We start from the raw sequence: 11,309 nt of genomic DNA, 5'->3' as shown, positions 1-11,309 counted from the left end.
CCATCGGCATTACTCCCGGAGTCCATTGTTTTCGTGCTCGGAGGCCCCCCCCCCCCCCCCCCCACCCCCCCCCCGCCCCCCCCCCCCCCCCCCCCCCCCCCCCCCGCGGCTGAATGAAGGGGACGACTTTCTCCTGTTCGGCAGTCGGTTCATTCTCGATGGTGAGCATGCACGGTTTCTGCTGAATTCGCTGCCGCCGCTGGTTCACATCAGGGCTTCCGATCACGATGAAACACTGGCCTGGGCGTTGCAGCGGCTGCAACACGAACTCAGAGAAGAACGCGCGGGCAGCACTCTTGCCGTGGATCATCTCGCGCATTTGATGCTTATCGAAGTTCTGCGGCGCTACGTCGCCAACGGGGCGCCGGACACGATGGGCTGGCTGCGAGCCCTGTCGGACGGCCGGATCAGCCGGGCTTTGAGCCTGATGCACGAGCAGCCTGAGCGGCGCTGGACATTGGCCGATCTCGCCAGCAAAATCGGCATGTCCCGCACGAGCTTTGCGGTCCACTTCAAGGCATGCGTCGGCCTGCCGCCCCTTGAATACCTGACCCGCTGGCGCATGGTCCTGGCGAGCGACCATCTGGTCTCATCCGGGACCAGCATCGCCGCCGTTGCATCCGCGCTCGGCTACGAGTCCGAGAGCGCTTTCGGTGCGGCGTTCAAGCGCGTGATGGGATGCTCGCCCCGCAAATACGCCAGATCCCGCGCCGTCAACGCTCAAGGCTGAGCGGGATCGCTCGCCTTTCGCGTTCATCCACGGCGCTCTCCGGTGTCCGTGAGGCCTGCGCGTCGCCGGCATCGCCCCGAAGCAGGACGCCTTGAACCAGCAGCAGCTTCGCAACGCCTATGCAAGCCGGACAGCGCCGGAACATGCGCAAGGAGGCGCCGGCCCCGCCAATCGTAGTTCAGAGGGTCAAGGCCGTCGCAGCGTCTTGCCTACGGATCGATGCCATCTATCCGGAGGTTCGCCGCGGCGGCTGCATCGTCTCTGCGTTTATCGCCACCGCGTTTTCCTGGATACATCGGAGGCGGCAAGCAATCAGTGTCGCCGGCCGGACCGGGCCGAAGGTGCTCAGCCTCGTCGGGGTACTGCTCTTCGCACAGAACGACGAATGGGCTGTCCCACGATCCCGCTACATGAGGCTTGAGACCATCGCCTTCGTGCTCTTCTTGGGCCTCGCCGGCTCAGTTCAGTAAGGCGATGTTCCGGTGAAGCACGTGTGAAAACCTATTCAGCCCACCTTGCTGAAGCGTGTCCACGAACGCTTCGATCGATGGCGCTGTTCTATGCAGATTATAGCGGGCGCGTTTGACACTGGAAATGAGCGCGTCAGGAAACGCCGCATGGAGATCGATCAGGAAATTATCTGGCGACTGGCTGGTCACAGCCTGGGGCAAGAGGTGTCTTGCAGGACAAACCTCGAGGTTCCAGGTTGATGATGACAGAAGCATTCCCACGATCGCGGCGGCGTGTACGCTTTTCGCGCGCGACATTGCCGACCCTATTAATTGTGCGCTGCCAAGCTGAGATCACCGAGCGAGGGACAGTCGCTGTGCTATATCCTTCGCCAGGATGTCGGCGCCCTGCCGAATGCCTGCCTTGGCGGCGTCGAGCGGTCTGATGCTCGCGCCAACGTCGACGGCGCTGGGAAACTGCCTGGAAATATAAGCCCAGAGCAGTTCGCCGCTCGTACCGTCGCGAAACTCGACGACATAAATCACATCGCCGGTGAAGCGTCCTTGTTTCCCGGCTACCGCCTTCACGCCGTTCAGCGCAAACCCGACAGGGGTGACTTTGGTCACGGTTCCAAGAACGGGCACGCTCAGGCGGGCGCCGGTCAAGACAATGCGCAGCCGCAGCGTGGTTGAGCTCGAGTGCTCCGCGAGTATCCCGTGTTTTGAAAGCGCTTCGCTAAAAGCCCGCTCCGCATAGGCCGACAACTCCTGAATCTGGGAGCTCGATAGATTGTCGAATTGATTGTCGGGGCCTCTGTAGATCTCGATCGGTTCAAGAACAACGGATGAGTGGCTTGCCAGTTTGCGCAGATCCCCGGTAAATGCAAAGGGCGTGTTCTGCGGCATGTCGTTGCTGTTGACAGACATTTGGGCCGAGGATGCGATACCCTGATAAAGATGCGGTGGGGAAGAGGCGCAGCCGCCGAGCGCAGAGGTGAAGATCATCAGTGCCAGATATCTCGTGGACATTCGCCCCAATCTCCCGATAGCGACTTGCCTCCAGGAGGGCTCTCTCCCAGGGGCGAGCATAAGTGGCCTATTATACCAAGGGTTAACAATAGATCGGGCGAACGGCTGAGTTTCCGGGAGTATCGTCCCCCTCGCCCTGATCCTCAGGCTGACGATAGTTGCTCATGCAGCGCTCGGTTTTCGCTATCTCGTCCGAAAGGCAGAGTTCGTATCCGTCCTCGTCAAGATAGAGACGGACACAAACCGCTCCCCGGGGCTCTCCCTGGCCGGCGTGCGGCATCGTGCAGAAAGACTCCACCGGTCGCTCCCAGAATTCATCATAGGGTGTGGCAGCATGCGCCGACCAAAGCGGACCGGCGCATGCAAGGATGGAGGTCGTCAGAAACGGCGTCCAGCGCAATGCGTGAGATAGCATGAGCGTCCGCCCGATCACCGGTGGAAGCCCCCTACGCCGCTTCGCGTACCCCCGTTCGGACCGACGGCGCTATAACCGCCAACACAACCCCTGGGGCCGCAGGCGCTGGCGCCCTGGACGCTGCCCCCGTTGGGCCCGGTGACCGTGCCGCCGCCGGCGCAGCCGCGGGGACCGCATGCACGGGCGCCTTGGGCACTGCCCCCGTTGGGACCGGTGACCGTGCCCGCGCCGGCGCAACCTCGAGGACCGCATCCGCCTGTCCCGGTGGCGACGCCGCCACGGGCGCCGGTTACGGTGCCGGAGCAGCCGTTCGGTCCGCAGCTTCTGGTCGCCTGAGCGTAATAGGCGGGGCCGTGATAATACCAGGGATAGCTGGAATAATAGGTGTCCCAATAGACGTTGCTGAAACCGACAACGGCGATCCCGACCGTGGTGGCCACAGCGGGTGAGAGAACGATGGGGTTACCCTGATAGTAGATTTGGATATAGTGCGCCGAAACCCAGCCCCGATAGTTCCCGAAACCGACATCACACCAGGTGTAGCCGGCCAGACAACCGTGGGTGACGATAGACGCCCCGACGGGGACGACGGTGATCGCGGGATATTGTGTCGAGGGACCGGCCCTCAGATTGACGTTGCCCGTCGCGACCGCGACGGTGGCCGCCGCGGCCGTCGATGCCATGGCAAATGTCATGGCGATTGCGATCCACAGTCTCTTGATCATGTTTCTATCCTCCAGGGGGGCCGTAATTGCGAAGCATTCAGCCGGAACGTTACGCCCGAGATATCGCTTGCCTATTTCACGGGTGTAGAAGTTTGTAGCAATTTGTTGCATCGGGCCTTTCTTCAGGGATCGGACGGACGGACGTCTTGCACGTGCGACAGGCGGCCATCGTTCAGCTCGATCGACCTGTCGAAGAGGTCCAGCGATCGGGAATCATGCGTCACGACGACGATTCCCGCCCCTCTCGTGTCGGCAATCTGGCGGAAGAGCCTGATGACCTGGCGCCCGCTTACGCTGTCGAGCGCCGCCGTCGGCTCGTCGGCGAGGATCAGGGACGGATCGTTGGCTAGCGCCCGGGCAACGGCGACGCGCTGTTGCTCACCGCCCGAGAGTTTTGAAGGGTGGTTGCCGATGCGATGTCCGAGGCCGAGTCCCGCCAGCAGGCGCTCGCCGTGACGACGAGCATCGCCGGCGGGAACGTCGTCGATTTCCATCGCCAGCGCGACGTTTTCCGAAGCGGTAAGGAAGGGAACGAGGTTTGCCTTTTGAAAGACGAACCCGATATTCCGGCGCCGGAAGTCGCGCAGGCGGTCGAGGTCCGCGCCTGCCCTTGACACCAGGGAACCGTGAATGCGCACTTCCCCCCGGGTTGGCGGCTCCAGCAACCCGGCGATCAGAAGCAGTGTGCTTTTTCCCGATCCGCTGGGGCCGAGGATCGCCACGAGCTCTCCGGCATTGATGTCCAGCGAGACGCCGTCGAGTGCCCTGACGATGCTCTCGCCGCTGCGATAATGGCGCGCCGCCTCGCGAACCGAAAGGATCGGCTCCGCCGTCATGACAGCACCTCCTGCGCCCGGACCTTGAGCGCTTTCCATATCCCGAGCAGGCTGGCGACGCTGCAAACGACCCCCACCGCCAGCGCAAGCGCGGCAAAATCCCACGGGTCGATGACCACCCTTCGCGGAAAGAACGGAAAAATGAGCCTGGAAATCCCCAGTCCGAGCGCAAGCGCACCCGCGCCGATCAGAAAGGATTGCTGGACGATCATCGAGACAATCACGCCGTTTCGCGCGCCGATGAGCTTCAGCATGGCGATCTGGTGAAGCTTTTCCATCGTCAGCATATAGATGATGAGCGAAATGACGATCGCCATCACGACCAGCAGGACGCCGGTGAAGGCTAGAATCTGCAACCTCAGGCGCCAAAGGCGCTGGTTGAGAAGAAGGTCGCGCTGGTCTGCGCGGGTGAGAACATTGGCATCGCCCCAGGACAGGATGTCGTTTCGTACCCGGTTCTCATCCGCACCGTTGTCAAGCGTGGCAAGAACGGCGGAGATCTTGCTGTCCTGCGGCACGGAACTGTCGGTGATATCCGCAGCGGTCCGTCCACCCGCGGCAGCGCGCGCCAGCAATATTTCCTCGCTGGTGCGATGCCTTGCGATCGCCATAGCGTCGTTGATCGTGACGAACATCAGTCCATCGCCGCTGACATCGACCATGCCTCGCGCAAGTCCGACGATCAGATAATCGTCCTCACCGAGACGCACCCGTTCCCCCAGAGCGAGACCGATGCTTTCGTCCGCGATCGCCTCGAAATGACCGGCGTTCAACTGTCGCCCTTGCCGCAGGTGAATCCATTCGCCCCGATCCTTCGGAAAGTCGAGCCCCATGATAGAAGCGCGCAAGTCCTGTCCTTCGAAAGCGAACTGCTGGCTGAACTGGATAAATCGCCGGACAAAGGAAACGCCGGCAACGCCTTCGACCCGACGGTCCATGTCGGACGAAACGGCGGAGCTTTCGGAGAAGGGGCCGGCTTTTCCGCCCTGTACGATCCACAGATCCGCACCGATATTGTCGATGACGACAAGCGCATCCGCCACGATCCCGCGATAGAGGCCGATCATTCCGGTCGAGGCCACGATGAGGAAGCCAACCCCTGCCATGGTGAACAGGAATCGGGGGAAATTGTAGCTGACGTCCTTGAGGGCGAGATTCATCGTCTGGTCTCGCTATCGGCAATTCTCATCCCGCAATAGACGTCCTGCGGCTCGCTCAGGATGACGCCGCCCGTCTCAAGGCCCTGCTCGACTTCCACCAGCGATCCGCCAGTCTCTCCGAGCGTGACCGCGATCCAGCAGGCCCGGCCATCGGTGATCTTCCAGACGCCCGGTTTGCCCCGACGCCATTCGATCGCGCCGGCCGGCACGGCAAGGACGTCCCGGCGGGTGCCGACTTCGATCGTTGTCATTGCGCGCTGGCCAAGAGCCCAGTTCGGCGGCAATGTTTCCGGATCCAGGTCGACGGAAAATTCCCGCGTTTCCGTGTCGACCTGTTTGTCAATTCGAACAACCGTCGCCTCTATCGATGCCCCCTTGCCACCGCCGCTAAACTGGGCAACGGCCTTCTGACCTGGCGAAAGACGATAAATCGAGCTCTCGTCGAAGCGAGCCGAAAGGATGATCGAAGCTGGATCGACGAGTTGCACGATCTGCGAGCCCGGTGTGATCGTGTCGCCGACATAGTGATCGCGGGAGATGACAACGCCATCGAAAGGCGCGCGGATGGTGCCTTCGTCGAGTTTGACCTGCTGGACCTTGGCGGACGCGATAGCCGAGGTGTCCTGTGCCCGGGCCTGCTCTATCGCCGCCTGCGATCGCTCGAGATCGGCTTCCGCCTGCCTTAGCACGGAAGCCGCCGTATCGTATGACTCCTTGCTCGCAATGCCTTTTTCAAGGAGCGTTTTCTGGCGCTCGAAATTCTGCCGCGCATTTTCCAGAGCGGCTCTAGCGTGCGCGCGGTCGGCAACCGCCAGATCGACCGCCGTGCGTGCGGCCTCGGCGGAAGCCTGCGCGGCGGCAAGCTCGCTCTTCAAGTCGTCCGTGACGAGTTCGGCGATGACGTCACCCCGTCGGACCCGATCATTGCGATCGACGTGAATCGCCGCGATGACCCTCTGGAGCCGCGAACTGATCAGGCTCGTGCGTGTCGCGTCCAGCGTAGCCGGGCCGTTCAATTCAATGGCAAGATCGACCGGCTCAGCGATAAATTGCCTTTCGGCGCGCGGGACCAGATAGCGGTTGCCCAGCCAGCCCGCGAAAATGACGGCGAGCACTGCCCCGACGAAGACGACGCCTCTGAAACGCCGTTCGGGGTGGGACGGCGGCCGGGAGCCCAGAATGTCGGAATCAACGGCCGCTTCATCGGCTGGCGGGACGCCGGCTTTCTTGCCGGCGTCTTCACCTACGATTTCGGTGGGCGAGCGATTCCACGCACCGTTCACCAACTGCTCCATCACATCACTTCGGAAGGGCTTCAGCGAGCGCGGATTGGCATGCCGGCGCCAAATTGGTCTCGTTGGCCTGAAGGCAGGCGACAATCCGCCCCTCGCCCCGCTGGACGCCTTGGCAAAACTGCTTGAGATCGGCCTTGCAGGCCTGGGCGACCTTTCTGGCCTGGGCCCGCATTTCCGGAGTCATCTGGCTTTGAGCCATGGTGGCCGCGGGTGCCGCGCAGGCAGCGACCACCAGAGCGGCGCTCATCCAGCGGATCGGGATCATGCGATCGATGGCATTCATAACATTTCCTTTCATTCATCTGTCTGTCGGGAAGCATCAGCCTTTGCCGGGAGCTTCGATGGCTCGCCCGCTTGTGGGCGATTGGGGCTTGGCCGCGGATGCCTTTCGGCGTGTGACCGGGCCGAAGAGAACGGTGAATTTTTGCCTGAAGGTGAAAGCTTCTCGTGCCTCTCGCGTCATCGCGCTCCATTCTCCGAAGACGATACGGACAGGGTGATGCGAAGCCGGTACGCCGCGCAAACCGTAGGTCAGCGGCTTGCCCTCCGGGACATGTGCGAAGGTGCCGAAAAGACGGTCGAACACGATCAGCATGCCGCCGAAGTTCTTGTCGAGGCACTCTGCGTCTGAGGCATGGTGAATGCGATGATGCGCGGGCGTGTTGAACACCCATTCGAGCGGTCCGAGACGGGGCGACAGTTCGGTATGGAGAAAGAACTGGTAGCCGAGGTTTACCGCAAGCATCGCCACGATGGCGAAGGGATGAAAGCCCAGAAAAGCCAGCGGCAGGTAGAACAGGAAATGCCCGGAAATATTGGCCGTCCAGCCGAGGCGCAGCGCCGCGGTCAGGTTCATGCGCGTCGGCGAGTGATGAACGGCGTGGGTCGCCCAGAGCCAGCGAACATGATGAGAAGCACGATGATGCCAGTAGTAGATGAAGTCGACCGCGAGGAAGAGGAGGATCGCTCCAGGGATCGTGCCCTCGTCGACTGTAAAGACCCGGTGCTCGTAGGCCAGCATGAAGGGAAATGCGACGACCGCCGCTTCCAGGACGCGAATGAGGGCGTGACCAGCCGCGACGCCGAACGTCGCCGCCGTTTCCCGCATGTCATGGAGGTCGTGACGCGCGAGCCTGCCGATCAGATATTCGAGCAGCATGAACGCCGCCGCGACGACAACCATGCCGAAACGCATCGACGGTACAGAATCAAATGGCGGCATGGTCATTCCTCGGTAACGTTCGAGATAGCTGGAAAATTGTGAGCCGGCGGCCTTTTGGGGTGTGAGGGCGCCGCCGGCTCATCAGGGTGCCAACTGGTTATGGTCGGTTCGCCAGCTGACGCATCCCTGACGGGTGACGGTGTTGCCGTTCGGGACTGTCATTGTCGCCCAACCATGCAGGGGCCGCCGTAGCGGGCATCGACGCAGTCCCGTTCGCCCGGCGCACCGAACGGTCGCAGTCCCGCGCATTGTCTTCCGCAGAGGCAATGGTCATCATCATGATCGTACCCTCTCTGTCGTCCGGACAAGATTGAGTGCCTTCGGTATCATGCCGATAAACGGCCGATGACGAGATGTTCGGTTTTGTTGCCGGCATGTAGAGAATTGTAACAATGGCCCGCGCACCTTGATTGCACCCGGTTTTCGGTTCAATTTCCGTCCATGAAAGACTTGGCACGCACAATCCTCGTCGTGGATGATGACCCGGAAATCAGAAGACTCGTCGCAACCCTGCTGTCGCGCGAAGGTTTCGACGTGCGCACTGCGGAAAACGGGAGCGAACTGGACGACATCCTGCGTATGGTCCATCCGGATCTGATCATCCTCGACCTCATGCTTCCGGGAGAGGACGGGCTCTCGATCTGTCGCCGTGTACGGTCCGAAGGCACTTGCCCGATACTGATGCTGACGGCCAAGAGCGACGAGATGGATCGGGTTGTGGGGCTTGAGGTCGGCGCCGACGACTATGTTTCCAAACCGTTCGGCCCGCGCGAACTTCTTGCGCGCGTGCGCGCCCTTCTTCGCCGTGCCCGGTCCCAGCCTTTCCAGGCCACGAGCCGGCGATACCGCTTCGATCGCTTCGTCATCGATCTCGATGCCCGCCAGCTAACCGATGAGGACGGCGAGCCTGCGACGCTGACGAGCGCCGAATTCGACCTTCTCACATGTTTTGTGCTGCGTCCCCGCCGCGTCCTCTCGCGCGACCAGATCCTCGACTGGACGCATGGCCGAACGGCCGATCCTCTCGACAGGACGGTTGACATCCTGGTTTCGCGGTTGCGCAAGAAGTTGGACAGCTTCAGTCCCGGCAACACCCTGATCACCACAGTGCGCAATGGCGGTTACCTGCTGACCGTGCCCGTGCGGCAGATAGGCTGATGTTGCGTCTCGGGCTGTCGGCGCGGATTCTCGGTATCGGCGTGACGTTCCTTTTGACGGCCTGGATCGCGCTGCTCGCGTTCTATTATTGGTCGAACGGCCTCAGCCGCATTGCCACCTATCCCTCCGCGACCCAGATCGTGATGGCGGCGGAGGTCCTGTCGGACGCCGCGCCGCAGGCGCGCGGGAAGCTGGCTGCGGCGATCAGTTCGTCCGTCCTGACCGTTGCGATCGACCCAATCGGCAGGGCGGCGCCGGAACCGACACTGCGCGAGCATATGGAGGACTTGCCGCAATTTGCCGCCTATCGCGACGCGTTGGGAGCGAGACTGGTTTCGATCCGCCGGCTCGATCCCGGCCGCTCCGGTGACAAGCGGCCCCATTTGGTGAGAGGAGCGATTGCCCCCATTGAGTTTCGGGTACGGCTTGATGATGGCGCCATCGCGCGACTGCAAACGAAGACGCCGTTCATCGTGACGCTGTTCGGGCTTCCGGCCGGCCTCGGCGCCGGTCTGGTGGGGACGTTCTTTGCATTCGCAGCTTTCGTTCTTCTCCAGCGGGAAATAAGGCCGCTGACAAAGCTTGCCGCTGCGGTCGACAGAATGGACCCCGCCGGTGAACCGGTGCGACTTGGCGATATCCCTTCCCGGACACCGGAGACCGTCGCACTCGTCACGGCATTCGAGCGACTTCAGAGCCGGCTTCAAACGATGATCAGCAGCCGGTTCGCGCTCCTCAGCGGAGTGCAGCACGACGTCCGCTCCTTCGCGACGCGCCTGCGGCTGCGGATCGATCACATCTCCGATCCACTCGAACGGGAAAAGGCGATTCGCGATATCGCCGATATGATCGACCTTCTCGACAATGCTCTGCTGACGGCGCGGGCAGGCGTCGGCGCTCTTGACGAAGAGCTTGTGGATCTGGTCGCCCTCGTCGAGCAGGAGACCGTCGATCTGGCCGCGGCGAGCTGGAATGTCGTGCTGAAATCCCCGCCGCAAGATCGAGAGATACTCGTGATAGCCGATCGCCTGGCTGTCAGGCGAATGCTCGCAAATCTGGTCGACAATGCCGTAAAATACGGGCAGATCGCCAGGGTCGAACTGAACGAGCGCGACAACATGGCGGTGCTGTCGGTCGAAGATGACGGGCCGGGATTTGTCGAGGGTGAGATCGCCCTTCTTCTGGAGCCGTTTGTCCGCGCCGAGCCCTCCCGTGCCCGAAAGACCGGCGGGGCCGGGCTAGGTCTTGCGGTGGTGAGAAACCTTGTAGAGGCGCAGGGCGGGACAATCGTCTTGAGCAACCGTCCCGCAGGCGGTGCCCGCGCTGAACTCCGCTTCCCGCTGTTCGATCCCGGAAAAGACAATGTGGGCTGACGAGTCGACCGCAGGCGATAGGAAGTGTAATGCCGTCCCTCAGTTCCGAAAGGGCTATGGCTAGACATCGTTCTCACTGCCCGGCCAGTTTGTTCGAAATGCCGAATGGAACGAATGCTTTGCTGGGGCGGGAATCCATCCGTCCTTACGAGATTGTCATCGAGCACAGCTTCGACATGCAGTTTGCCGGACAGACCCTTCTGATCCGCGTGCCGTTCAAGGGGCGGGTCACGGCGCTGGAGGATATCCGGACATTATTCGAAGAGGCCTATTTCGCCCGTTTCCGGCTGCGGCTTCCGGAAGTCCACGCCGTCATCTTCAACGTCAACACCTCGGTCATCGGCATCCGCGATGTCTGGTTTGCCGACGCATGGCATGAAACACCGATCTATCGGCGCGAGAAGCTGCCGCTCACGGCCGTGATCGAAGGCCCCGCCATTCTGGAGCAGTTCGACTGCACCACGGTCGTTCCGCCGGGGGTCAGCGCTGCCGGAGACGATCAGGGCAACATCATCCTGGCCATTGCTGGAGCCCGCCATGACGGCAATTGATCCGGCTGCTGGCTAGTGGTGATCACACGGTCAAGGAGGTAGCGGGCATGTCCGGTTTTACTGATCCGAATTATTACGCCAAAGTGTTCCGCCGCTACTTCCGGGTCAGCCCCACGGAGTTCAGGAAGATCGGCCTTGCCGCCAGCATTATGACAATGAATGCGGAAACTACTGCGCCCGCACTACAAAAGCATCCGGTCGAGTATCAGGAAACGGACACGGCCTAGGTCTTATCGATCCGCAGCTATTGAGCCAGCAGGGGCGACCGGCTGCGGGCCCCGCAAGGATGATGGTCCTGTTGATCTGTCGCGTCGCAACAAGGAATGCGACCATCGGGCGCTGTCTTCGCGCGCCCGATGGCCCGAA

The 11,309-nt window shown here is 61.9% G+C and carries 12 protein-coding genes and 1 pseudogene; 5 read left to right on the top strand and 8 right to left on the bottom strand.

Annotated elements, in window-relative coordinates:
- Window positions 1-25: 25 nt before the first annotated feature.
- Window positions 26-730: a helix-turn-helix domain-containing protein gene (locus V6766_RS20725; RefSeq protein ID WP_448469746.1), complete on the top strand. Its 705-nt coding sequence runs from the start codon at window positions 26-28 to the stop codon at window positions 728-730.
- Window positions 731-1,188: 458 nt separating this feature from the next.
- Here the strand turns inward: V6766_RS20725 and V6766_RS20720 are convergent, their stop codons facing one another.
- The 8 genes from V6766_RS20720 to V6766_RS20685 all read right to left on the bottom strand — a co-directional run bounded on the left by V6766_RS20720 (window position 1,189) and on the right by V6766_RS20685 (window position 7,861).
- A complete protein-coding gene (locus tag V6766_RS20720) occupies window positions 1,189-1,497 on the bottom strand; it encodes a hypothetical protein (RefSeq protein ID WP_448469740.1) in 309 nt (102 codons plus the stop codon).
- Window positions 1,498-1,533: 36 nt separating this feature from the next.
- Window positions 1,534-2,208 (bottom strand): DUF3313 domain-containing protein, encoded by a 675-nt coding sequence (locus tag V6766_RS20715; RefSeq protein ID WP_448469738.1) that lies wholly within the window; start codon window positions 2,206-2,208, stop codon window positions 1,534-1,536.
- 429 nt (window positions 2,209-2,637) lie between these two features.
- Window positions 2,638-3,348: an SH3 domain-containing protein gene (locus tag V6766_RS20710; RefSeq protein WP_448469736.1), complete on the bottom strand. Its 711-nt coding sequence runs from the start codon at window positions 3,346-3,348 to the stop codon at window positions 2,638-2,640.
- Window positions 3,349-3,470: 122 nt separating this feature from the next.
- Window positions 3,471-4,184, bottom strand: a complete 714-nt coding sequence (locus V6766_RS20705) for an ABC transporter ATP-binding protein (RefSeq protein WP_448469734.1) — start codon at window positions 4,182-4,184, stop codon at window positions 3,471-3,473.
- Window positions 4,181-5,344, bottom strand: a complete 1,164-nt coding sequence (locus tag V6766_RS20700; protein WP_448469732.1) for an ABC transporter permease — start codon at window positions 5,342-5,344, stop codon at window positions 4,181-4,183. Before V6766_RS20700 ends, V6766_RS20705 begins: the two co-directional genes overlap by 4 nt.
- Entirely contained in the window at window positions 5,341-6,639 is a 1,299-nt protein-coding gene (locus tag V6766_RS20695) for an efflux RND transporter periplasmic adaptor subunit (protein ID WP_448469730.1), read from the bottom strand. Before V6766_RS20695 ends, V6766_RS20700 begins: the two co-directional genes overlap by 4 nt.
- A 4-nt stretch (window positions 6,640-6,643) precedes the next feature.
- Complete coding sequence (locus V6766_RS20690; protein WP_448469728.1) at window positions 6,644-6,922, bottom strand: cysteine rich repeat-containing protein; 279 nt, start codon at window positions 6,920-6,922, stop codon at window positions 6,644-6,646.
- 36 nt (window positions 6,923-6,958) lie between these two features.
- Window positions 6,959-7,861, bottom strand: coding sequence for a sterol desaturase family protein (locus V6766_RS20685; RefSeq protein WP_448469744.1), 903 nt, complete (start codon window positions 7,859-7,861; stop codon window positions 6,959-6,961).
- Window positions 7,862-8,302: 441 nt separating this feature from the next.
- Here V6766_RS20685 and V6766_RS20680 point away from each other — a divergent pair, with 441 nt between their 5' ends.
- From V6766_RS20680 to V6766_RS20665, 4 genes and pseudogenes are all read left to right on the top strand, one after another.
- Window positions 8,303-9,019 carry a response regulator gene (locus V6766_RS20680; protein WP_448469726.1) on the top strand — a complete coding sequence of 239 codons (717 nt, stop codon included), beginning with the start codon at window positions 8,303-8,305 and terminating at the stop codon, window positions 9,017-9,019.
- Complete coding sequence (locus V6766_RS20675; RefSeq protein WP_448469724.1) at window positions 9,019-10,392, top strand: sensor histidine kinase; 1,374 nt, start codon at window positions 9,019-9,021, stop codon at window positions 10,390-10,392. Before V6766_RS20680 ends, V6766_RS20675 begins: the two co-directional genes overlap by 1 nt.
- A gap of 119 nt (window positions 10,393-10,511) precedes the next feature.
- Window positions 10,512-10,943 (top strand): hypothetical protein, encoded by a 432-nt coding sequence (locus V6766_RS20670; protein WP_448469722.1) that lies wholly within the window; start codon window positions 10,512-10,514, stop codon window positions 10,941-10,943.
- Between the two features lie 20 nt (window positions 10,944-10,963).
- A pseudogene (locus V6766_RS20665) lies at window positions 10,964-11,170 on the top strand (helix-turn-helix domain-containing protein); the annotation flags it as partial.
- Window positions 11,171-11,309 lie beyond the last annotated feature (139 nt).

The sequence above is a fragment of the Martelella sp. AMO21009 genome (genome assembly GCF_053484295.1).
Note: the sequence above shows the minus strand (reverse complement) of the source record. Positions and strands in the feature narration are given on the sequence as shown.

Coding starts and splice junctions, on each gene's coding strand:
- V6766_RS20715 (WP_448469738.1), bottom strand. CDS start 2,208: ATGTCCACGAGATATCTGGCACTGATGATCTTCACCTCTGCGCTCGGC.
- V6766_RS20690 (WP_448469728.1), bottom strand. CDS start 6,922: ATGAATGCCATCGATCGCATGATCCCGATCCGCTGGATGAGCGCCGCT.
- V6766_RS20695 (WP_448469730.1), bottom strand. CDS start 6,639: ATGGAGCAGTTGGTGAACGGTGCGTGGAATCGCTCGCCCACCGAAATC.
- V6766_RS20685 (WP_448469744.1), bottom strand. CDS start 7,861: ATGCCGCCATTTGATTCTGTACCGTCGATGCGTTTCGGCATGGTTGTC.
- V6766_RS20720 (WP_448469740.1), bottom strand. CDS start 1,497: ATGTCGCGCGCGAAAAGCGTACACGCCGCCGCGATCGTGGGAATGCTT.
- V6766_RS20700 (WP_448469732.1), bottom strand. CDS start 5,344: ATGAATCTCGCCCTCAAGGACGTCAGCTACAATTTCCCCCGATTCCTG.
- V6766_RS20675 (WP_448469724.1), top strand. CDS start 9,019: ATGTTGCGTCTCGGGCTGTCGGCGCGGATTCTCGGTATCGGCGTGACG.
- V6766_RS20680 (WP_448469726.1), top strand. CDS start 8,303: ATGAAAGACTTGGCACGCACAATCCTCGTCGTGGATGATGACCCGGAA.
- V6766_RS20705 (WP_448469734.1), bottom strand. CDS start 4,184: ATGACGGCGGAGCCGATCCTTTCGGTTCGCGAGGCGGCGCGCCATTAT.
- V6766_RS20710 (WP_448469736.1), bottom strand. CDS start 3,348: ATGATCAAGAGACTGTGGATCGCAATCGCCATGACATTTGCCATGGCA.